This is a genomic window from Novosphingobium sp. CCH12-A3 (assembly GCF_001556015.1).
In the GTDB taxonomy this organism is placed as follows: Bacteria; Pseudomonadota; Alphaproteobacteria; order Sphingomonadales; family Sphingomonadaceae; genus Novosphingobium; species Novosphingobium subterraneum.
In genome coordinates, this window is record NZ_LSIA01000279.1 from 1 (window position 1) to 21,619 (window position 21,619).

The 21,619-nt window shown below is 64.2% G+C and carries 17 protein-coding genes and 1 tRNA gene; 12 read left to right on the plus strand and 6 right to left on the minus strand.

What is annotated here, in order from left to right:
• On the minus strand, window positions 1-1,094 hold a 1,094-nt coding region (locus tag AX703_RS22180; protein ID WP_197423806.1), incomplete at its 3' end, for a HAMP domain-containing protein.
• 308 nt (window positions 1,095-1,402) lie between these two features.
• Window positions 1,403-1,476, minus strand: a tRNA-Gly gene (locus AX703_RS22185).
• 118 nt (window positions 1,477-1,594) lie between these two features.
• Here AX703_RS22185 and AX703_RS28740 point away from each other — a divergent pair.
• From AX703_RS28740 to AX703_RS22225, 9 genes are all read left to right on the plus strand, one after another.
• On the plus strand, window positions 1,595-1,717 hold the full coding sequence (locus tag AX703_RS28740) for a hypothetical protein (protein WP_255355097.1): 123 nt from the start codon (window positions 1,595-1,597) through the stop codon (window positions 1,715-1,717).
• A gap of 76 nt (window positions 1,718-1,793) precedes the next feature.
• A complete protein-coding gene (gene peaA, locus AX703_RS22190; RefSeq protein ID WP_082734753.1) occupies window positions 1,794-3,602 on the plus strand; it encodes a quinohemoprotein amine dehydrogenase subunit alpha in 1,809 nt (602 codons plus the stop codon).
• Window positions 3,599-5,053 carry a quinohemoprotein amine dehydrogenase maturation protein gene (peaB, locus tag AX703_RS22195; RefSeq protein WP_062347322.1) on the plus strand — a complete coding sequence of 485 codons (1,455 nt, stop codon included), beginning with the start codon at window positions 3,599-3,601 and terminating at the stop codon, window positions 5,051-5,053. Before peaA ends, peaB begins: the two co-directional genes overlap by 4 nt.
• Entirely contained in the window at window positions 5,050-5,376 is a 327-nt protein-coding gene (gene qhpC / locus AX703_RS22200; protein ID WP_039331741.1) for a quinohemoprotein amine dehydrogenase subunit gamma, read from the plus strand. Before peaB ends, qhpC begins: the two co-directional genes overlap by 4 nt.
• A gap of 47 nt (window positions 5,377-5,423) precedes the next feature.
• Window positions 5,424-6,512: a YncE family protein gene (locus AX703_RS22205; RefSeq protein ID WP_039331740.1), complete on the plus strand. Its 1,089-nt coding sequence runs from the start codon at window positions 5,424-5,426 to the stop codon at window positions 6,510-6,512.
• Window positions 6,513-6,526: 14 nt separating this feature from the next.
• The gene (locus AX703_RS22210; RefSeq protein WP_062347323.1) at window positions 6,527-7,513 is read left to right on the plus strand and encodes a hypothetical protein; all 987 of its coding nucleotides are present in this window, start codon (window positions 6,527-6,529) and stop codon (window positions 7,511-7,513) included.
• The gene (locus AX703_RS22215; protein WP_062347325.1) at window positions 7,510-9,207 is read left to right on the plus strand and encodes an ABC transporter ATP-binding protein; all 1,698 of its coding nucleotides are present in this window, start codon (window positions 7,510-7,512) and stop codon (window positions 9,205-9,207) included. The genes AX703_RS22210 and AX703_RS22215 overlap by 4 nt, the downstream gene beginning before the upstream one ends.
• Window positions 9,200-9,883 carry a S8 family serine peptidase gene (locus AX703_RS22220; RefSeq protein ID WP_062347327.1) on the plus strand — a complete coding sequence of 228 codons (684 nt, stop codon included), beginning with the start codon at window positions 9,200-9,202 and terminating at the stop codon, window positions 9,881-9,883. Before AX703_RS22215 ends, AX703_RS22220 begins: the two co-directional genes overlap by 8 nt.
• Window positions 9,884-9,892: 9 nt before the next feature.
• On the plus strand, window positions 9,893-11,920 hold the full coding sequence (locus tag AX703_RS22225; protein ID WP_062347329.1) for a tetratricopeptide repeat-containing sulfotransferase family protein: 2,028 nt from the start codon (window positions 9,893-9,895) through the stop codon (window positions 11,918-11,920).
• 180 nt (window positions 11,921-12,100) lie between these two features.
• Here the strand turns inward: AX703_RS22225 and AX703_RS22230 are convergent, their stop codons facing one another.
• Both AX703_RS22230 and AX703_RS22235 read right to left on the minus strand, forming a co-directional pair.
• On the minus strand, window positions 12,101-14,776 hold the full coding sequence (locus AX703_RS22230) for a TonB-dependent receptor (RefSeq protein ID WP_231735659.1): 2,676 nt from the start codon (window positions 14,774-14,776) through the stop codon (window positions 12,101-12,103).
• A 430-nt stretch (window positions 14,777-15,206) separates the two neighbouring features.
• Complete coding sequence (locus tag AX703_RS22235; RefSeq protein ID WP_039331721.1) at window positions 15,207-15,644, minus strand: VOC family protein; 438 nt, start codon at window positions 15,642-15,644, stop codon at window positions 15,207-15,209.
• Between the two features lie 151 nt (window positions 15,645-15,795).
• Here AX703_RS22235 and AX703_RS22240 point away from each other — a divergent pair, with 151 nt between their 5' ends.
• The 3 genes from AX703_RS22240 to AX703_RS22250 all read left to right on the plus strand — a co-directional run bounded on the left by AX703_RS22240 (window position 15,796) and on the right by AX703_RS22250 (window position 20,200).
• Complete coding sequence (locus AX703_RS22240; protein WP_231735660.1) at window positions 15,796-16,482, plus strand: SIMPL domain-containing protein; 687 nt, start codon at window positions 15,796-15,798, stop codon at window positions 16,480-16,482.
• Between the two features lie 106 nt (window positions 16,483-16,588).
• Window positions 16,589-17,383, plus strand: a complete 795-nt coding sequence (locus tag AX703_RS22245) for a metallophosphoesterase family protein (protein WP_062347337.1) — start codon at window positions 16,589-16,591, stop codon at window positions 17,381-17,383.
• A 354-nt stretch (window positions 17,384-17,737) separates the two neighbouring features.
• On the plus strand, window positions 17,738-20,200 hold the full coding sequence (locus tag AX703_RS22250) for a TonB-dependent receptor (RefSeq protein ID WP_062347339.1): 2,463 nt from the start codon (window positions 17,738-17,740) through the stop codon (window positions 20,198-20,200).
• Between the two features lie 166 nt (window positions 20,201-20,366).
• On the opposite strand, the gene AX703_RS22255 is transcribed toward AX703_RS22250, so the two are convergent.
• Together AX703_RS22255 and mtgA are read right to left on the minus strand one after the other, a co-directional pair.
• Window positions 20,367-20,675 carry a hypothetical protein gene (locus AX703_RS22255; protein ID WP_062347340.1) on the minus strand — a complete coding sequence of 103 codons (309 nt, stop codon included), beginning with the start codon at window positions 20,673-20,675 and terminating at the stop codon, window positions 20,367-20,369.
• Between the two features lie 172 nt (window positions 20,676-20,847).
• On the minus strand, window positions 20,848-21,570 hold the full coding sequence (gene mtgA, locus AX703_RS22260; RefSeq protein ID WP_062347345.1) for a monofunctional biosynthetic peptidoglycan transglycosylase: 723 nt from the start codon (window positions 21,568-21,570) through the stop codon (window positions 20,848-20,850).
• Window positions 21,571-21,619: the final 49 nt, after the last annotated feature.

Here is a 21,619-nt window from a genome sequence, read left to right on the forward strand (position 1 = left end):
CCCGCGACACCGGGCACCTGCGCCTGTCCGCCCAGCTTGCCTTCGGTGCCGACCTCGCGCGCCACGCGCGTCACTTCCGACGCGAATCCGTTGAGCTGATCGACCATCACGTTGATGGTGTTCTTGAGCTCGAGGATTTCACCCTTCACATCGACCGTAATCTTCTTGGAAAGATCCCCCGACGCCACAGCCGTCGTCACTTCGGCGATGTTGCGGACCTGTCCGGTGAGGTTTGCGGCCATCAGGTTGACGTTGTCGGTCAGGTCCTTCCACGTTCCCGCGACACCGGGCACCTGCGCCTGTCCGCCCAGCTTGCCTTCGGTGCCGACCTCGCGCGCCACGCGGGTCACTTCCGAGGCAAAACCGTTGAGCTGATCAACCATCGTATTGATGGTGTTCTTCAGTTCGAGGATCTCGCCCTTCACGTCGACGGTGATCTTCTTGGACAGATTGCCCAGCGCCACGGCGGTCGTCACTTCGGCGATGTTGCGGACCTGCCCGGTCAGGTTTGCGGCCATCAGGTTGACGTTGTCAGTGAGGTCCTTCCACGTACCGGCGACGCCCTTGACGTTGGCCTGTCCGCCGAGCTTGCCTTCGGTACCGACCTCGCGCGCCACGCGCGTCACTTCCGAGGCGAAGCTGGCCAACTGCTCCACCATGGTGTTGACCACTTTGCCGATGCGCAGGAACTCGCCCCGCAGGGCGCGGCCTTCGATCTCCACGGCCATCGACTGGGACAGGTCACCCTTGGCAACGGCGCCGATCACGCGGGCCACCTCGGTCGTCGGCTGCACCATGTCATCGATGAGTTCGTTGATCGCGCTCAGGGTAATGTCCCAGTCGCCCACCGCGCCCGGCACGGCGGCGCGATGGCCGATCTTGCCTTCCTTGCCGACGACGCGGGAAAGGCGCTGGAACTCTTCCGTCATGCGCCGGTTTATGCCGACGACCTCGTTGAACAGCGCGGCAATCTCGGTATCGGCGCTGTCTTCGGGCAGCGAGGCACTGAAATCGCCGTTTCGCAGCTTGCGCAAGGCGGTGAGCAGGTCGCGTCTACCGATTTCAAACTCACCCTTGGCCGCCGGTCTGTTCATGTGCCCTCCGAACAGAGGCGTTCAGCGCGCCCCTTCCGGTCGCAAACGCACAAGAATCACTCAAGTTCCAGTGGGTTCCGAGAAGCCAGGATTCTTCGAGCTGGCTTGGGGATGAGCCGAGACGGCTCGCACATGGGGCACTCTTCCCGGCTTGAAGCTTGCAGCCTAATCGAATTGCCACATCAGTCGAACGTGAACCTTGCCGAAGCACTTCGGTGAAACAATGCCGGCACCCACATCTCGAACGGCGCCTTTTGCGTTTCCGGCGATCGTGTCCAGACGCTCACGGCATTCGGCGGATGGGAAGTTGGAGCGGGTGAAGGGAATCGAACCCTCGTATTCAGCTTGGGAAGCTGCTGCTCTACCATTGAGCTACACCCGCGCGGCCGCAAAGGCTGCTTGATCCGGGGCTGCCGGATGCGCTGCCTCTGGCATGATCGAGGGCTGGTCGTCAACCTTGCGCCTGCACTTGGCCGCATTTGCACGACGCGGCTGCCGACATGCCGCTGAACAATGTGCGCGATCAGCGTATGGATCCTGGCCGGGCCATGCGCGAAGATCATCCGATAGAGCGCCAAAACCTTTTCGCACCCGCAAAAACAAAGGCGTTGACGAACTTTTGACGTCTGTCCAGTCTTTGCCCTGACACCGCGTCCGACTCGTTCCCGGACACGGCCTGCCAAGGGGGAAATCGCGACCATGACTTTGGCCGAAACTGCTGCCCGTGATCTTGCCACGGATGTTAGCCAGACCGGGGCGAAGCGCCCGCACCGTCGGCATCTTCTCCAATTCCTCGCCCTGACCGCGCTCCCCGCTTCGATTGTCCTGGCACAGTCCGCCAAGGAGCCGCCGCGCGATTCTTCGAACCCGGTGGAGACCGAGGCCGGTATCGCGATCAAGGACCCGCTGGTCGTCGAAAAGTGCGGCAGCTGCCATACTGCAGATGCGAAAGGGAACCTCTCGCGCATCTCCTGGGTGCGCACCACCCCGGAAGGCTGGGCGCAGGTCATCCGCCGCATGGCCTCGCTCAACGGCCTGTCGATCACCCCGGCCGAGGCCAAGGCGGTGATCCGCTCGCTTTCCGCCAGCAACGGTCTCTCGCCCGAGGAAGCCAGGCCGGTTTCCTACCTGCCCGAACACCGCATCGTGGTCGAGAGCAACATTCCCAACGAGACGATCCGCCAGTCCTGCGCGGCTTGCCACGCCTTCGCCCAGCCACTGTCGTGGCGGCGTTCGAAGGCGGAATGGGGCCTGCTGCGCAATCTTCACGTCGCGATGTATTCGCAAGCTGATGCGCAGTTCCGCAAGCCGGTCGAAGACCCGACACAGCCCGTCCCCGCCAACGGGGCGCCCAAGCCGCTCCCGGTCGAGGTCGCGCTCGATTACATGAACAAGACCGCGCCGCTGATGACGCCCGAATGGACGAAGTGGCAGGCGCGGCAATCGTCCGCGAAGCTCGGCGGCAAGTGGCTGGTAAACGCCTTCCTTCCCGGCAAGGGCCTCTACGTCGGCGAGATGATGCTGACGCCGGCCGGCACCGACGACGATTACACCACCGCCATCACCCTGAAGTCACTGACCGATGGCTCCACCCTTACTCGCAGCGGCAAGGGCCTCGTCTACACCGGCTATTCGTGGCGGGGCACGTCATCAAGCGGCCCGGCCGGCGCGCGTCCGGATGCACCGCAGGACCACGAAACGCGTGAGGCGATGCAGTTCTCGCCCGGCCGCAAGAGCGCGGAAGGCCGCTGGTTCTGGGGCGACTACACCGAGTTCGGCTTCAACGTGAAGCTGACCCGCGCCTCCGCCGAACCGACTGTCGTTGCGACCTGGCCCTATGCCCTCAAGGCCGGAGCCAGGGGCGCAACGCTCAAGCTGATTGGCGATGCCTTCCCTGCAGGCCTAAAGCCTTCGGACGTCGACCTCGGCAAGGGCGTGACGGTGACCAAGGTTGTCTCCAACAGCCCGACCGAGGCGGTGCTCACGGTCGATGTCGCCCCCGATGCCACCATCGGCGCGCATGACGTCGGCATTGGCGGCTCGATTCTTGCGGCGGGCCTGCCGGTCTACAAGCAGGTGGACTACATCAAGGTCACGCCCGAAACCGCCATTGCCCGCCTCGGCGGCAGCGAGAAGCACGCGCCCGGTTACCAGCAGTTCGACGCGCTTGGCTATGACGCGGGCCTCGACGGCAAGCCCTATACCGCGGATGACGTCTCGCTGGGCCCGATCGACGTGACCTGGTCAATGGAGGAGCTGCCGACCGTCTATTACGACGACGACGTCAACTACGTCGGCAAGCTCAGCCCGACCGCACTGTTCACGCCCGCCATCGACGGGCCGAACCCTGAACGCAAGTGGGGCCGCAACAACTATGGCGAGGTCTGGGTCGTCGCCACGGCCAAGACCGAAAAGGACGCATTGGGCAAGCCACTCAAGGGCAAGGCGTTCATGGTCGTGTCAGTGCCCGCCTACAAGCGCTGGGATCAGCCGGAGGTGGCCAAGTGACCACGATCCTCGCTCCAAAGTATCGCCGCGGCGATATCCACCTGTTCGAGGCCGATGGCGCAGGTTTCGTCTACCTTGCCTCTGCTGGCGCAATCTTCGCGCTTGATGAAGGCGCCGCCAGCGTCATGGCGATCCTTGGCGAACGGCAGATGGCCTATGGCGAGATGGTCGCCGCGCTGGTCGAAAAGGGCTATTCGCGCGCCGATGCCGAAGACCTGATCCGCGAACTGCGCGCGGTGCGGGGCATAGTCTCGGACGAGATCCGCGAAGCCCCGCTCGCCCCCGCGGCACCCCCTGAGGACTATCCGCTCCAGGCGCTGGTGCTCAACGTCACCAACCAGTGCAACCTTGCCTGCACCTATTGCTACGAATTCGGCGCGGACAAGATCGCCACGCCCGCAGGCAAGCCCAAGTACATGACGCTGGAGACGGCGAAGACCTCGGTCGACTTCCTGCTCAAGAGCTCGGGCGAGCGGGAAGTGCCGCACATCACCTTCTTCGGCGGCGAGACCTTGATGAACTTCAAGCTGCTGCGCGACGTGGTACTCTATGCCAACGAAGCAGCGGCTGCGGTCGGCAAGCGCATGACCTACAGCCTGACGACCAACGCCACGCTCCTGACCGACGAGATCATCCAGTTCCTCTCGGACCAGGCGATCGGCGTCACCGTCTCGATGGACGGCCCGCCTGACCTGCAGGACCGCCACCGCGTCTACAAGAACGGCAAGGGCTCCTATGCGGTGATGGAACCGCGCCTCAGGAAGCTCATCGCCGGGCACAAGACCCGCGCGATCACCGCCCGCGTCACGCTGACCGAGGGCGTGACAGACGTGATCCGCATCTACCGTCACCTCAAGGATGACCTCGGCTTCCACGAAGTCGGCTTCGCGCCGGTGACGGACTCCGGCGCACAGGCCTACACGCTTGATGACGAGGGCATGGACATGGTCGTCGCCGCGTTCCAAGAACTCGCCGCCGAGTGGCTCGCCTATGCTCTGCGCGGGGAAATGCACGGTTTCTCGAACGTGTCGGAAACGATCAGCGAGCTGATCCAGGGCACCAACAAGTCGCACCCTTGCGGCGCTGGTCTCGGGCTGGTGGGAGTGAGCCCTTCGGGCGACCTTTCACCCTGCCATCGCTTCACCGATGCCGATACCCACGTACTCGGCCACGTCACCACCGGCCTCGACAAGGAAAAGCGCACCGACTTCCTGACGCGCGGGCACGTTGGCGCGAAGTATGAATGTTCGTCGTGCTGGGCCCGCCCGCTCTGCGCCGGCGGCTGCCATCACGAGGCCTTCGTCCGCTACGGCGATACCGGCCACGCCAACCTGCACTACTGCGACTGGATCCGCGAATGGACCGAGGCCTGCCTCAAGATCTACGGCACCGTCGCCCAGCGTAACCCTGAATTTCTTGAACGCTTTGCTGCACGAAAGGGCTTGTCATGAAGCACCTGAAACCCCTCAACAAGAAGGCACTGCGGATCGAGGAAACGATCGCCTCGACCGAAGAGGACGTCGTCGCGCTCCAGCAGAAGCCGATGCACACGCCAATGGGCTGCTCGATCTCGTTCTCGCCCGGCTGGGAGGTCGATGCGGGCGGCGGCACGGCAGGCCTGTGCCAGCCGGCCGAGCGCGACATCTACGACTGCTACGTCACCTGCTTCTGGCCGGTGCAGGTCCCAGATCACGTCAACTACTCGCCCGACTGGGCCAGCAATTGCGCGACCGCGGCCAAGGACTGGCGCAGCCTCGACATCATCTTCCCCTGAGCGGCCCGCCTCCACTCCTGACATTTCAGCATCGGAAGACCCGACCCATGAAGAAACTTGGTCTCGCGCTCCTGCCCCTTCTTGCGACCGCCGCGCCGGCGCACGCATCGACCGTGTTCATGGGGTCCTACCCCGACAAGATGCTGATCGTCGACGAGGCGACCGGCGAGATCAAGGATCGCATCACGCTGGCCTCTGGCCTGCCCACCGCGATGCGCATCTCGAACGACAGCAAGAAGATCTACGTCTCCACCATCACCACCAGCGGCATCGAGGTGATCGATACGGCGACCAGGAAGGTGGTCAATTCCTTCAGCCTGAATACGCCGACCGTGCGCTACCGCTTCGGCGGCGGCGTGCCCGATCCCACGGGCCGCTTCTTCTACACGATGATCCAGAAGTTCGAGAAGCTGCAGGATCGCTGGACCGTCAGCCCGCAGATGTTCGGCGTGATCGACCTGACGAAGAAGGCCGTCGTGCGCACCGCAGACGTGCCCGACGAGGACGTCCGCAACGGCGCTGGCCGCGGCAACTACATGCTGTCAAAGGACGGCACGACGCTGTTCCTGATCCGCGACAAGGTGCTGGTCGTCGATACCGCATCGCTCAAGGTAAAGGATCGCCTGGAGTTCTCGAAGCCCGAGGCGACCGGCATTGAAGGCGTCAGCTTCGGCGGCGGCGTGGAAACGCTGCGCAATCCTGACCAGTACGTTTCGATGTTTACGGCGCAGGATCCCTACATCCGCAACAAGGTCTATGGCGTGGGCCGCTTCGATCTCGTCACCAAGACCTTCGATTTCCGCCCCATCGGCCCCGCCCCGGTCGGCGGCGGCATGGCCGGTCTGCAGGTGTCCAAGGACATGAAGGAAGGCTGGACCGTCGTCACGCAGGAGAAGGTCGGCAACAAGCGCTGCGAATTCTGGCACCTCGACCTCACCACCAACCTCGTCAAGAACAAGGCCGAGTTCCCCTGCCGCACGCGCTTCCAGTTCGGCATGTCGGGCGATGGCAAGCTGCTCTACATCTATGGCGCCAGCTACGACATCGAGATGTACGATGCGCAGACCCTTAGCCACGTCAAGACCATCGACCTCGGCAATGACACCACCGGCGCGGGGATGATCATCACGCAGTGACGTCGGGAATACTCATGAGGGGGCAGGGCGTCGCGGTGGCTACGGCCGCGCACCTGCTGGACCGGGCCGGGTTCGCGTGTCTGCGCGAGCCCGGCCTGCGGCGTCCGGTGCCGGTGATCATGCTCAGCGATCCGGCCCTCGCCCTGCTCCGTGACGTGTTCGGTGATGCGGCGCTCTTCGCCGACAGGCCCCGGATCAATCAGCGGGTGGTCAAGTGGGGCAGCGCTGAAGCGGTTGCCATGCCGCACGGGGCGGTTGTGGTTTCGGAGGACGACCTTGCCGCGGCGCTCGATCCGGCTGGCCTGTGCGATCGGGGGCGGGTGCACACAGCTTTCACGATTGAGGCGATAGCACCGTTTTCCTGCGGCGAGATGCTGCGCTTCGGTGAGCGAATTTCAGCGACGGCGCGGGTCACTCTGAAAGCAGATGCCCCCGTCCGCACCTGCTGGATCGAGGCGGTCGACGCAGGCTGGCTGTTCCTGATCCCCGATGGCTTCGGCCAAGCGTGGCTGCTGGCCGTCGGCGGCGATCCACAAGCGTTGACACAGGATGCGCCGCTGATCGGCCCGCTGATCGACGCAATCGAACTTTCGGGCGGCCGGTTCGACACCAGCCCACGCATGCTGGCCCAACTCGCCGGAAACGACTGGCTGTCCTGCGGCACGTCCGCCATCGCCTTCGACCCCATCTGCGGCGACGGCACCGCGCAAGCCGCGCGCGAGGGCATCCTTGCCGCCGCCGTCATCGGCGCTCTCGCGCGGGGCGAGGACCCGACCATGCTCGCCACCCATTACCACTCCCTGCTGCTCGCCTCGCTGCGCCGCCACCTGCAACTGTCGCTGCCGTTCTACGCCAATGGTGGTGCAGGGCCATGGTGGCATGACCAGTACGCCGCCGCCCGGGCCGGTTACAATCAGACCACCGCGCTGCTCGCAAGGCTCCCCGAACCTCGCTTTGCACTTCACGGCTTCGATCTCGTCCGCCGCGAGCAGGCCGCATGAGCGAAGCGCCGAAAATCGCGCCTTGGAGCACTTACAAGCGCCTCTGGCCATGGCTGAAGCCCTACGCCCCCAGGCTGGTGCTGGTCCTCCTCGGCAGCCTCATCGCCACTGGCCTCACGCTCGCCCAACCGTGGATCTCCAAGCTGATGATCGACGAGGCGCTGCTGAAGCGCGACTGGGACATGCTGGTCAGGATCGCCGCCCTGATGACGGGCGCAACGGTCGGCGGCTTTGCCGTCAATGCTCTGGTATCCTACCGCTATGTCTCGCTCTCGGCGCAGATGCTGTTCGACATGCGCGTCGCGCTGCTGCGCCACCTCCAGCGCCTCTCCCCGCGCTTCTACGGCAGCTTCCGCCTGGGCGACCTCATGTCGCGGCTCAATTCGGACGTTTCGGATGTCCAGCGCGTCGCGGGCGACACCCTGCTCTCAGTATTGAGCAACATGCTGTTCTTCGCCGGCTCGGTCGGCATGATGCTATGGCTCGACTGGAAGCTGTTCCTCGTCGGCACGGTGCTAGTGCCGTTTGCGGTAGTGAGCTTCCTCCACTTCCAGCGCCGCATGACCGACCTCACCCAGCAGATGCGCGAACGTGGCGCCGACATCGGCTGCCTGCTTGCCGACACCATCCTCGGCATGCGCACGGTCAACGCGCTCGGCGCCGAGGATCACGAAGCCAGCCGCTTCGCCCGCGCCAACAGCGGCTTTGTCGGCACGATGCTACGCATGCAGACCACCTCGTACCTCACCGGCGCACTGCCCGGCACGATCGTGACGGCATCGAGCGCGGCGGTGATCCTCTATGGCGGCAAGCAGATCATCGACGGCACGATGACGGTGGGTGCGCTCGTCGCCTTCATCACCTACCATGGCCGCCTGCTCGCCCCGGTGCAGGCACTGATGGGCCTCACCGCCAGTCTCGCCACTGCGCGCGTGGCGCTGGCCCGCATCTTCGAACTGTTCGACACCGCGCCCGAAGTGACCGAGGCCGAAAAGCCATGGCCGCTGCCACTGGTCGCCCTCGAAATCCGCCTCGAAGGCGTGACCATGCATCACGGACGCGAGCGGGTGCTGCGCGATGCCACCCTCGCAATCCCGGCAGGCTCGCTCACCGCTATCATCGGGGCATCCGGCGCGGGCAAGTCCACGCTGGCAGACCTGCTGGTGCGCTTTCTCGATCCCGTCGCGGGCAGCGTCACCATCGACGGCACCGACTTGCGCGAGCTGTCGCTAACCGACCTGCGCGCGCGCGTCCTGCTGGTCGATCAGGCCCCGTTCCTGTTCAACGCCTCGATCGCGCAGAACATCGCCTTCGCCCGGCCCGACGCGACGTCCGATGACATTGCCGCCGCCGCCTCTGCCGCCGGACTGGACCCGCTGATCGCCCGCCTGCCCGAAGGCCTAGCCACCCGCACCGGCGAGCGCGGCCTCGCGCTTTCAGCGGGCGAGCGCCACCGCATCGCCATTGCCCGCGCCCTGCTGCGCCAGCCCGACGTCCTGATCCTCGACGAGCCCACCGCCGCACTGGATGAGGAAACCGAACGCCTCGTCGCGCTCGGCCTGCGACGCGCCCTGCCCCATGCCACGCTGATCGTGATCACGCACAAGCCAGCGCTGGCCGAGATGGCAGACCACGTGATCCGGCTCGAGAAAGGCAAGGCGCGCCGGGAACCGCAGGTCACCGCCCATGGCTAAGGTTGCTGTCATCGACAGCGGGGTCCACCCCACCCACCCGCACATCGACGCGGCACGGCTGTTGCCGGGGTGCTCGGTTCTCGCCGATGGCACGGTGTTGACTGACCCGCTCGAAACGGTCGACAAGCTTGGGCACGGCACCGCCGTCACCGCCGCAATCCAGGAGCTTGCGCCCGACGCCGAGATCCTGACCATCCGCGTCTTCCGCGATGGCCTTCGCGCCTCGGCCCGCGCACTGGCGACGGGCATCCGGCAGGCGCTCGAAGCCGAATGCGACCTGATCAACCTCAGCCTCGGCACCGCCAACCCCACCCATGCCGAGGTCTTCGCCCTGCTTGCCGAGGAAGCAGCAGACCGTGGCGCGCTGATCGTCGCTGCTTGCGAGGCCGAGGGACAGCCCTGCTGGCCGGGATGCCTGCCTCAGGTCCTCGGCGTCGGCCTCGACTGGGACCTGCCGCGCGGCCAGCCGCGCCTTTCTCCCGACCGCCTCATGGTCATCGCCTCAGGCTACCCGCGCCCGATCCCCGGCGTCGAACCTCGCCGCAACCTCTATGGCGTCAGCTTCGCCGTGGCGCAGGTAACCGGCTGGATCGCGGCACATGGGCTGCGGAGCCGGGCCGAGGTCATCGCCGCGTGCGCCGATTTGCGTACACCGCTAAGGATCGGTGCCGACTAGGCTTGCCCCATGATCCAGCAGTTGCGCGCGCCCTCGCCCCAGCAAGCCCTCGCCGAGGGCGAAGCGCTGCTCGTAACCGCGCCGCACAAGGCGCTGTCAGCTGCCGAAGCCGTGCTGCGGCAGGCACCCGGCTTTCCGCCTGCAGAATTCCTCGCCGCCCGCGCTTTGCGCAGGATGGGCAAGGGCAAGCAGGCATTGGCAAAACTCGATGCCCTCGCCAGCGGCAATGGTCGGGTCCCCGCCGTGCTGTGGGAACTGGGCCAAGCCGCTGCCGAAGCAAACGACGCCCCGCGCGCCATCGCAGCACTGCAGGCGCTCACCCAATTGCAGCCGGGCATCGCCGGCGGCTGGTTCCTCCTTGCGCGGCAGTTGCGCAAGGCGGGCCAAGCCGACGAAGCATGGCGCGCCGATCTGTCCGGCGTCCACGCATCCTCGCGCGATACTGGCCTGCTCAAGGCAGCGCTCGCCGTCCAGGACGGCGATCTCGAGAGTGCGGACCGGATGCTCGCCGAACGCCTCGCCCGCGAAGGCGACGATCCACCAGCGCTGCGCCTCCACGGTGAAATCGCCTGGCGCAAGGGCGAGATGACGCCCGCCATCGCGCGCGTCGAACAAGCCGTGACCAGCGCCCCCGGCTTCGATCTGGCGCGCGATTTCCTGATCCGCCTGCTGCTCCAGACCAATCGCTTGCCAGAAGCGCTCGATCATGCCGAAGTGCTGCAGGCCTCGCCGATCCCTTCGCCGGGGCACAAGCTGATCCTTGCCTCGGTGCTGGTGCGGCTCGGACATCAGGAACGCGCCGCGGGTCTCTATCGCGAGCTGCTCGCCGCAGACCCGGACCAGCCGCAGGTCTGGCAGAATCTCGGCCACGTGCTCAAGACGCTGGGGCAGCAGGCCGAGGCGGTCGAGGCCTATCGCGCCGCCGTCTCCCGGCAGCCTACCATGGGCGAAGCGTGGTGGAGCCTTGCCAATCTCAAGACGGTGAAGCTCGGGCCAGACGACATAGCCACAATGGAGGCCGCCCTCGCCACGCTGGGCGACGCGCAGGAAGAGCGCAAGGAGGACGTCTTCCACCTGCACTTCTCGCTCGGCAAGGCCTTCGAGGACGCGAAGGACGCCGCAGCCTCTTTCGCGCACTACGACAAGGGCAATGCCCTGCGTCGCACGATGATCCTCCACGATGCCGATACGTTCAGCGCCGAAGTGCAGGCCGCGAAGCAGACTTTCACCGCCGCCTTCATTGCCACCCTGGGCGAAGGTGGCTGCCCTGCGCCCGATCCGATCTTCGTCGTCGGCCTGCCCCGCTCAGGCTCCACGCTGGTCGAACAGATCCTGTCGAGCCATCCGATGGTCGAAGGCACGATGGAACTGCCCGAGATGATGATGATCGGCGCACGCCTGCAATCGCGGGTGGACGAGGGCGAGTTCGCCGATTTCGCCACGATGATAGCCTCGCTCACCCCGGCAGACCGGCTGCGGCTGGGCGAGGAATACATCGAGCGCACCCGCGTTCACCGCCAGACCGATCGGCCACTGTTCATCGACAAGATGCCGAACAACTGGCAGCACGTCGGCCTGATCCGCCTGATCTTGCCCAATGCCAAGGTGGTCGATGCGCGGCGCCACCCGCTATCTTGCTGCTTTTCCGGCTGGAAGCAGCATTTCGCGCGCGGGCAGACCTTCACCTATGACCTGACCGACATCGGTCGCTACTACGCCGATTACGTCAACCTGATGGCAGAGTGGGATGCGCAAGCGCCCGGCCACGTCCATCGCGTGATCTACGAGCGCATGGTCGCCGATACGGAAGCCGAAGTGCGGCGCCTGCTGAGTTACATCGGCATTCCGTTCGATCCCGCCTGTCTCGAATTCTACAAGACCGAGCGCGCCGTGCGCACGGCGAGTTCCGAGCAGGTCCGCCAGCCGATCTTCAAGGATGGGCTCGAGGCGTGGAAGCCCTACGAGCCGTGGCTTGCCCCACTCAAGGCAGCGCTGGGTCCGGTGCTGGAAAGCTATCCCGACGCGCCTGCGGGCTGATAGTCCAACCGTTGCGAATGCAGCGAGGCAATGGACCCCGGCCTTCGCCGGGGGTCCATGACGCCAGCGACGCGCACCGCATCCATCGCTCCCACGCCATATCCCACCACCCCAAAAAAGGCCCCCACGGTTTCCCGCGAGGGCCTCAGGTTCCTTACGCAGGGTAAAGTGTTTGAAACCTCAGTACTTCTGACCCCAGCGGATGCCGAAGAACTGCGGCTTGATGATGAAGGTGCGCGACGATCCCGAGCAGAAGTCGATCGAGCAGAAGGTGTTCTTGGTCAGCTGCCCGCGCTTGTCGAAAGCATTCTGGAGGAACACGTCGAGCGTCCAGCTTTCGGTCTTGATCCCGGCCGAGAAGTCGAAGCTGACAAAGCCCGGCGTGTTTCCGTACAGCGCGTTCTGGTCGACGTTGAGGTCCTGCGTCGCCCCGGTCTGGTAAAGCGCGGCACCCTGGACGTAGAAGTCCTTGTCGCCCCAATCGCCGTCATAGCGCACAGAAGTAGTGCCCTTGAACTTCGGCTGACGTGGCAGACGGGTGCCCTTGGCAGCGGCGACCGACGGGGTTTGGCCATTGGTGTTCTCGACCGGGACGCCGACAGCGCACGAGGCGAGCTGGGCGATCGTTTGTGCTTCACGATCCGCCACGAAGTTGCAGAAGTCTTCCTTGAGTTTGCCGTCGTTGAATGCGCCCGAGCTTGAGATAGTGATCCGACCGAGCTTGAGATCGGCGTCGTATTCGATTCCCTTGACCTCGGCCTTGCCGGCGTTGCCGGTATAGCCTGCACCCTGGGCACCGGCCACGACCACGCCATACTGGATGTTGTTCCACTTCTCGAGGTAGATCGCGGCATTGAAGCGGAACATGTTGTTCCAGGTGCCCTTGAAGCCCAGTTCGAAGTTGGTCAGCTCTTCCGACTTGAACGAGGGCGCAGCCACCACGACGCTTGGCAGGGTGGCGGTGGCCTTGATGCGCAAGGGCCGGTTGAAACCGCCCGGGCGGAAGCCCGTCGAGTAGTTTGCATAGAGCATCTTGTCCGGCTGGAACTGCCAGTTCAGCGCCACCTTGTGGGTTTCGCCATCTTCGCGATATCTGCCGACGCTGAGCGGATCGAGGCGGTTGATGTTGCGGCACTGCAGACGCTCTGCCGGCAGCGGCAGCGGGCAGCCCACTGCGCCGGTCGGCAGGAAGATCGACGGTGCGTTCTGCGCCGATGCCGCAACACCGCCGAACCCGGTCACGTCATAGCGCGTCCAGAAATAGCGGATGCCGCCGGTCAGTTTCAGTTCGGGGGTTATGTTGTAATGCCCTTCGGCGAAGACCGCGTAGTCCTTCCAGTGGTTGGTCTGCTCGCTCAGGTAGAAGGCATCGCGCTTCACCGCAGGTGAACCGAGCACCATCGTGCCGCCTTGGCTGACCGGAATGCCGAAGCCGGCCGGGTTGCTGTCGCCGCCACCGGACTTGGTATAGCCGACGATGTCGGCAAGACCATGGATGCCGTAGTCATTGTTGATCTCGTTGGTCTGGTGGTGGAGGAAGCCACCGATCGTCACGTCGAAAGGCCAGGACTTGGGCGTGGTCAGCCGGATTTCCTGCGTGAATTTCCGCTCGTTGCGCAGACCGCTGTAGAACTGCGTCGGGTTGATCAGGTTGGTGCATTTCAGCGTTGCGCCCGATCCGGTGCAGCCGTCCTTGCTGAAGAACTGGAGGTAGTTCTCGTAGCCCGGGCCGAAGCCGTCATAGGTTACGGTGTAGTAGGTGTAGTCGTTCAGCAGCTTGATCTGTCGCTGGTAATAGCCGGTCGCGGAAACCAGATCGAAATCACCAATGTGGCCGTGGATGCTCAGCGCGGCCTGGTAGAACCTGTCGTTCTGGCTAGTCTTGTCGTAGTCGTGGACCTCAAGGTCGCCCACGCGCGGATCGAAACCGAAGTACCCGTTGGCGATCTGCTGCTGCGCGGTGATCTGGGGCATCATGTCCCAGCCATCGAACGGCTGCCACAGCACCTGCAGGCGCCCACCGTATCCCTCGATCGTGTTGTAATCGTCCTGCGCGATCGACGAGTTGTCGAGCGTGTAGCTGGTGTTCGGGTTGTCGTCGCCCAGCGTCAGGACCGAGGGGCTGCGATCGTTGAACTTGCCGTTGTTGGGCGTGTTGTCGATGTAGCCGCCGTCACGCCGATAGAAGCCCATCGCGCGGATCGCCAGCGTGTCGGTAACGGGCACGTTGATGTAGCTCTGGTACTGGCCGCCGAAATCGCCTTTGCCGTACTTGTTGACCTCGGCATCATAGCCGAACTCGAACTTGTCGGTCGTCGGCTTCTTGGTGATGAAGCGGATCGTGCCGGCCAGCGAACCTGCACCATAAAGCGTACCCTGCGGCCCCGAAAGCGCCTCGATGCGCTCGAGGTCATAGGCCATGATGTCGGGCAGGCCGGTTCCGGTGATCGGGATATCGTCGATGTAATAGCCGACCGATTCGCGCCCGCCACCTGCCGGCACGATGCCGCGGAAATAGGGGGTGTTGCGGCCCGGGCCAATGCCGGCGAAAGTGACCGAGGGGAGCAGCGAGGCAAAATCGGTCAGGCCCTTGACCTGACGCTGGCCGAGCGTGTCGGCGCTCAGCGCCTGCATCGAGATCGGAACCTTCTGGATCGAAGTGGCCGTGCGCGTCGCCGTCACCACGATCTCGCCCAGACCCTGCTCTTCGGCGGCCTGCGGTTCGGCAGCGGGAGCGGCGGCTTCCTGCGGCTCGTCGGCTGCGCGAGCGAGCGTGGGCAGGACCATCGTGGAAAGAATGGTTGAAACGCCCAAAGCCCGCATGGCTTTCGATTTGAACCCGATCTGCTTCTTCATCTCGTCAACCCCCTGTTATGGCTCGGCCGGACAGGTCTGACCCGGCCCTCGCTTCTCCCCGTGCATCCATCCCCAATGTCATTGCGCATCCTCGCCGCATTGCACCGCAACATGGCCAGGCCGCCGCGCGAACGGCCCAGATGAAAAGGCAAAGCATTCCCGTCGGCCGCAGACTGCAGTGTCTCCAGCCCCGTCGCGTCAATGCGACAGACATCAGGTTGTCAGCAATTCCCCTTCGACCGGCGCGGCCTTTTGGCCATTCCATGACGCCTGTCCGGGATTGATAATGCTGCACAGCAACATGGAGTCAACGCCCTTTTGGGCAGGCGCCACACCCTTTTCATCCACCCCCGCCAAAACCATCGGCGGACAAAAGAAAGCGGCGCCCGGACCGAACCGGACGCCGCTTTGGCTGGTGCAGGATAGGGGCTTACCAGGTGCCGGTGTTCGGCATGCTGGCCCAGGGCTCCTGGGGCGGGAGATGACCCTCCTGAAGCAGTTCGATCGAAATGCCGTCGGGCGACTTCACGAAAGCCATGTGCCCGTCGCGCGGGGGGCGATGCACGATGTGGCCTGCGTCCATGATGCGCTGGCAGGTCTCGTAGATATTGTCGACGCGATAGGCGAGGTGGCCGAAATTGCGCCCGCCGTCATAGACTTCGGCTGGAGATCCATCCTCGGGCGGCCAATTGTAGGTCAGTTCCACTTCGGCCACGCCCTCCTGGCCTGGTGCGGCCAGAAAGATCAGTGTGAAGCGGCCCTGCTCGCTCGAGAAGCGGCGCGTCTCCTTGAGACCGATCAGTTCGAAAAAGGCGATCGTCGCGTCCGGGTCGGTCACGCGGATCATGGTATGGAGAAACTTGGTCACGGCTAGGCATTCCGTTCAAAAACAGTTCATCGATAGAATCGCACAACTTGTCGCAGGCACACAAGCCCGGGAGGTGGCGATGCAGGGTGAAGATAGCGACGACAGGATCGAAACCCAAGGACCGCGCGCGCGCATCCTGCCACAGGGCGCAATGGCGCTCCTGCCGGTCGCAATCCTCGCAGCGGGACTGGTCGTCGGTGGCTGGTTCATCGGCGATGGTTTCCGCCGCGCCAAGGTCGCTGATCGCTCTGTCACCGTGCGCGGGCTCGCCGAGCGCGAGGTGACCGCCGATCTTGCCACCTGGACCCTGGCCTATTCCGCCACCGCGCCCGACCTTGCCAGCGCACAGGCCAGCGTCGACCGCGACAGCCAGTCGATCCGGGCCTTCTTCGGCGAGCTCGGCTTTCCCGCAGAAGCGCTGCAGCCGACCGGGGTCAACGTCCAGACCATGACCAGCGACGGTGTCGTCAGCTTCTCGGTCCGCCAGCGCATGACCTTGCGCACCACCGACATCGCCCGTGCGCAGCGGGCAGTGAAGCGCCAGTTCGATCTGGTCCGGCGCGGCGTGATGCTCGAGGAAGGCTCAGGGATGGCCTATACCTTCACGCGCCTCAACGCGATCAAGCCGGAGATGGTCGCTGCCGCCACCAAGGACGCACGCGCCGCCGCCGAACAGTTCGCGCGTGACAGTGGCGCTTCGGTCGACGGCATCAAGACCGCGAGCCAAGGCTATTTCGAGATCACCGCGCGCGATGGCGATGGCGGGGGTTGGGGCGTCTCGGACACGCCCTACAAGAAGGTCCGGGTGGTCACGACGATCGACTTCTACTTGCGCTGAAACTGCTCGGAGTGCGGGCTTGTCCCGAGGCCCTCGGTATCGAGCGGTCGGCAAAGGTGTTGCATGAGGCACATCTCGGCCCCATATCGCGCGTTAACGAGGGTCCATGTTCAACAAGCTTCGCTCGCTGTTTTCTTCTGCTGCCGTAGAACCCGCGCAACCCGAGGCATCGCTGCCCCAGGGTCAGCGGATCTATGCAATCGGCGATATCCACGGTCGGCTCGACCTGTTCGAGCAACTGCTTGCCCGCATCGATGAGGATGATTCCTCGCGCGGACCCGCGGACACGACATTGATCCTGCTCGGCGATCTGGTCGATCGCGGGCCGGACAGCCGCGGCGTGATCGAACGCGCGATGCAACTGAAGGCCTCGCGCAAGGTCCGCATCCTCGCCGGCAATCACGAGGAAATGATGTTGGGGGGCCTGCGTGACGAGGAGATAATGCGCCATTTCCTCCGGCATGGTGGCCGCGAAACGCTGTTCAGCTATGGGCTTTGCGCCGAGGAATACAGCGGGGGCAATGTCAGGGAAATCTTCGACCGAGCGAACCAGTTGGTGCCGCCCGAACACATCGCCTTCATGGAGGCGATGGAAGACCAGATCGTCGTCGGCGATTACCTGTTCGTCCACGCCGGAATCCGCCCCGGCGTGCCGCTCGAACGGCAGATGCCGTCGGACCTGCGCTGGATTCGCCGCGAATTCCTCGATCACGCCGAACCGCACGGGCATCTCGTCGTGCATGGCCACACCATCACCGACGAGCCGGTCCTGAGGCACAACCGCATCGGCATAGACACCGGCGCTTTCGCCTCGGGCAAGCTCACCGCATTGGGTTGCGAAGGCGATCAGCGCTGGCTGCTGACCGCTTTCATCGCGCCACAGGAACGCGAAGCCGCCTGAGTCGTTGAGGCATGGCACTTCGCTGCGATGCAACAATTTTTGTTATGTGTTGCAACATAGCCACGCCTTCGGAAAAGTAGCTTGAAACCGGCGATCTGCGCAATCTTTGGATATGCGCAGGCAACCTTCGCGACAGTTTTTTACGCAGTCGCAAACAAAGCCGCCGCACTGTCGTAACCTCGTCATTATAGTGTCACCTGAGACCGGTTTGGAGCCATCGCAAGGGCCGCTAAGGCCGCTCGCGAAGGTTCGGCGCACCGGGTGATTCCCGCTCCGGCCTAAGCATACGGCGGGGAATCAACCACGCCACAAACCGCGCCACACGGCGCCATGTAACGGGGTCAGATAACGCAGATGAAGTTCCTGGTCGCAGCGTCGACCATTGCTCTCGGTAGCGTCGCAATGGCCGGCGCAGCCCACGCCCAGTCGACCGGCTCGGTCGACTTCGAACAACCGATCATCGTCACGGGCACCGCAGCCAAGTCGGTCGCAGGCGTCGAAACGCCGAACACGACCCGCGCCAAGCAGGTGCTCGACCAGGCCATCATCAGCCGCCAGGCTCCCGGCCAGTCGATCAACGACATCATCAACCTCGTGCCGGGCGTCAGCTTCCAGAACAACGACCCGTTCGGTTCGGCCGGCGGCACGCTCACCATCCGTGGCTTCGATTCCAGCCGCATCTCGCAGACCTTCGACGGCCTGCCGCTGAACGACACCGGCAACTATGCGCTCTATTCGAACCAGCAGCTTGATCCCGAGCTGATCGAGCAGGTCAACGTCAACCTCGGCTCGACCGATGTCGACAGCCCGACTGCTGCCGCTTCGGGTTCGACCGTGAACTACCGCACCCGCAAGCCGACCGAAGACTTCGGCGTGCGCATGGTCGGTTCGGCCGGCCGCTTCGATTTCATGCGCGTGTTCGGCTCGATCGACACCGGCAACCTCAACGCCTCGGGCCTGCGCGCGTTCATCGCCGCCAGCTCTGCCACCAACGACACGATCTTCGGCGGCATCGGAGAGATCAACAAGAAGCAGATCAACGCCCGCATCTTCCAGCCGCTGGGCGACAACGGCGACTTCATCTCGATCGCCGGTCACTACAACCGCAACCGCAACAACTTTTTCGGTTCGGTGAACCTGCGCAGCGACACATTCCCCGACACCAAGGCCGAGCGTGACATCCAGACCGCGCGCTGCACCGTGCCCGCTGGCGTCGCTGGCGTTGCCGATGCTGCCACGAGCTGCGGTTCGGCCTTCGACTACCGCTACAACCCCTCGAACACCGGCAACATCCGGATCAATTCGCGCTTCACGCTGGCCGACGGCCTCGTGCTGACCGTCGATCCCAGCATCCAGTACACCAAGGCCAACGGCGGCGGCACGCTGATTGCCAGCGAAGGCCTCACCCCGCAAGGCCTTTCAGGCTTCATCCAGGGCTCCAGTTCGAACCCGAACTACTTCGCCGGGGTCGACATCAACGGCGACGGTGACATCCTCGATCGCGTCCGCGTCCACAGCCCCAGCCAGACCCAGACCTGGCGCCTCGGCGTCATCTCGTCGCTGCGTTACGATATCGACGACAACAACACCGTCCGCCTTGCCTATTCGTACGATCGCGGCCGTCACCGGCAGACGGGTGAAGCGGGTCTGCTCGCCCAGAACGGCTTCGGCGCCGATTACTTCCCGGTCGACAACCCGATCCTCGCCAAGGACGGTTCGAGCCTGCAGAAGCGCAACCGCCTGTCCTATGCCATCCTGCATCAGGTTTCGGGCGAATACCGCGGCGACTTCAAGGATCTGACGGTCACCGCCGGCGTGCGCATGCCGTTCTTCCGCCGCAACCTGACCAACTACTGCTTTGCCACTTCGGCAAGCGGCAACGTCGCCTGCTTCGGCACCGATGCAGCCAACGCCACGTATGACGCGGCAACCACCTTCCAGGGTCCGCAGCAGCGCATCTTCAACTATTCGAAGCCGCTGCCGACCGCCGGCTTCACGTACCGCATCGGTGCCAGCGCCAGCGTGTTCGGCAACTACTCGAAGGGTCTGCAGGTGCCGGGTACGGACAACCTCTACCAGTCGTTCTTCTACGCTCCGGATCGTGCTGAAGCGAAGCCCGCACCCGAAACCTCGCACAACTTCGACCTCGGCTTCCGCGTCCGTTCGGGCCGGGTGCAGGCGCAGGCTTCGGGCTGGTGGACGATCTACAACAACCGTCTGGCCTCGGCCTACGACGTCGATCTCGACGCGACGATCTATCGCAACCTCGGCCGCGTGGACAAGTACGGCATCGATGGCTCGATCTCGTTCATGCCGATCGACCAGTTCAGCCTCTACCTGTTTGGCTCTTACCTGAAGTCGAAGATCAAGAACAACGTGGTCACGGGCGAGACGATCTCGAACGGCCAGACCGTTCCGGTCTTCGCCCAGACTGCTGGAAAGCGTGAAGGCGGCGCTCCGGTCTACACCTTCGGCGCCCGCGCCCAGGGTGAAATCGGCCCGGTCTCGCTCGGCGTCCAGGCCAAGCGCACCGGTCCGCGCTACGTCAACGACCAGAACCTGCCGATCACCTCGGGCGGTTCGGTGGTCTATCCGAACAAGACCCCGGCCTACACGCTGGTCGATCTCGACGCCAAGGTCAGCCTCGAGTTCCTCGGCCTGAATGACAAGACGTTCTTCCAGCTGAATGTCCTCAACGTGTTCGACGAAGTCTACGTCGGCGGCTTCAGCGGCACCGCAACCTCGACCACCAGCGTGCCCTTCGCCCAGATCGGCGCACCGCGCACGGTGATCGGCTCGATCAGCGTCGGCTTCTGATAAGCGTGAACGGTTGAACAAAACGGCGCGGGGTGGGGAAACTCACTCCGCGCCGTTTTGTTTCAGGCCGGCTTTGCTGCGCTGAGCCCAGGGGCTGCAGTCACCGCCAACGGTTCAAAATCTGCCGTTCCGGACGCGACGCCACCCCGGTCATTCGGGGATTTGTTTACCTCGGTTCGAAGGGTGGTCCTTCGCCGCGTTGGAACCTAATCTCCTGAAGAGCGGGAGGTAAGAAGCCCGAAATATCCGCCGTCATCAGCACGCCCATGTCTCGCCATGCAAACGACAGGGCTTCGGCGGCCCGCTGCTGCAACATTGCGCTTTCATTGCTGTCCCGTGCGGTGGCCAGCAGGGCGGCCCGTCCCTCCTCCAGTCCGCCAATCATCAGTGCAGCGTAGTCGCGCTCCCATTCCTCCGAGGCGGGGTCGAGATAGATCGCTAAGGCATCCGTTGGCGATTTAGGAACTGGCTGCATCGCGACATGCTCCCGGGCGAGGGTAGTTCACTCCCTCGCCAGCGATCTCATATCGAAGCCAAGGGTAAATGACTGCTTTCCACCCCAAAGCAGCCATTCGCGTTACCGCACTGATGCACTGGAACGGACGCGGCTTAATAGGCGAAACCAACCGCCCCGCTCAGCCCACCCCTCACCGATAAACACACGCATCCAGCGCCTCGTTCTTAACCACGCTCACCTGGCGGGCGATCGAATTGCCATGGCGGCGGGTGAAGCCGCCCGCGCCGTTGACTTCGCGCTCCTTGGGCAAAGGCAGCACGGCGGCGATGCGCGCGGCTTCGACCGGGCTGAGCTTGCGCGCGCTCTTGCCATAATACCGCTGGGCACCTGCCTCGACGCCATAGGTCCCGATTCCGGTCTCGGCGACGTTGAGGTAGACTTCCATGATCCGGCGCTTGCCCCAGATCGTCTCGATCAGCACGGTGTACCAGGCCTCCAGACCTTTGCGGAAATAGCCGCCGCCCTGCCACAGGAACACGTTCTTGGCGGTCTGCTGGCTGATCGTCGAGCCGCCCCGGATGCGCCCGCCCTTCTGGTTGCGGCGGAAGGCCTCCATCATCGCTTCCTGATCGAAGCCGTTGTGCTGGCAGAACTTGCCGTCCTCGCCCGAAATCACCGCCGCCACCATGTCACGGTCGATGTCACCAAGCGGAGTCCAGTCCTTGGTGATGGAATGATCGTCCATCAGCATGGTCAGCGTGATCGGCACCGGCACGAACTTGTAGATCACCACCTGAACCACCGAGATGAACAGGAAGGCGGCAATCAGCCGGGCCAGAACCCAGCCAATGCGCCCGATGATTCCGGAGCGTCGGCCGGGCGTGGTGCGGGGGTTCTTCAGGTCCTCGAGCATGTCCCCAGCCTATCCGCGCCGCACCCGATCTGGCAACGCTTTCGCTGAT

What these genes read in the sequence shown, in the direction of transcription:
- AX703_RS28740 (WP_255355097.1), top strand. Translation starts at nt 1,595, where the DNA reads ATGCCGCTGAACAATGTGCGCGATCAGCGTATGGATCCTGGCCGGGCC.
- peaA (WP_082734753.1), top strand. Translation starts at nt 1,794, where the DNA reads ATGACTTTGGCCGAAACTGCTGCCCGTGATCTTGCCACGGATGTTAGC.
- qhpC (WP_039331741.1), top strand. Translation starts at nt 5,050, where the DNA reads ATGAAGCACCTGAAACCCCTCAACAAGAAGGCACTGCGGATCGAGGAA.
- AX703_RS22205 (WP_039331740.1), top strand. Translation starts at nt 5,424, where the DNA reads ATGAAGAAACTTGGTCTCGCGCTCCTGCCCCTTCTTGCGACCGCCGCG.
- AX703_RS22210 (WP_062347323.1), top strand. Translation starts at nt 6,527, where the DNA reads ATGAGGGGGCAGGGCGTCGCGGTGGCTACGGCCGCGCACCTGCTGGAC.
- AX703_RS22215 (WP_062347325.1), top strand. Translation starts at nt 7,510, where the DNA reads ATGAGCGAAGCGCCGAAAATCGCGCCTTGGAGCACTTACAAGCGCCTC.
- AX703_RS22220 (WP_062347327.1), top strand. Translation starts at nt 9,200, where the DNA reads ATGGCTAAGGTTGCTGTCATCGACAGCGGGGTCCACCCCACCCACCCG.
- AX703_RS22225 (WP_062347329.1), top strand. Translation starts at nt 9,893, where the DNA reads ATGATCCAGCAGTTGCGCGCGCCCTCGCCCCAGCAAGCCCTCGCCGAG.
- AX703_RS22230 (WP_231735659.1), bottom strand. Translation starts at nt 14,776, where the DNA reads ATGAAGAAGCAGATCGGGTTCAAATCGAAAGCCATGCGGGCTTTGGGC.
- AX703_RS22240 (WP_231735660.1), top strand. Translation starts at nt 15,796, where the DNA reads ATGGCGCTCCTGCCGGTCGCAATCCTCGCAGCGGGACTGGTCGTCGGT.
- AX703_RS22245 (WP_062347337.1), top strand. Translation starts at nt 16,589, where the DNA reads ATGTTCAACAAGCTTCGCTCGCTGTTTTCTTCTGCTGCCGTAGAACCC.
- AX703_RS22250 (WP_062347339.1), top strand. Translation starts at nt 17,738, where the DNA reads ATGAAGTTCCTGGTCGCAGCGTCGACCATTGCTCTCGGTAGCGTCGCA.
- AX703_RS22255 (WP_062347340.1), bottom strand. Translation starts at nt 20,675, where the DNA reads ATGCAGCCAGTTCCTAAATCGCCAACGGATGCCTTAGCGATCTATCTC.
- mtgA (WP_062347345.1), bottom strand. Translation starts at nt 21,570, where the DNA reads ATGCTCGAGGACCTGAAGAACCCCCGCACCACGCCCGGCCGACGCTCC.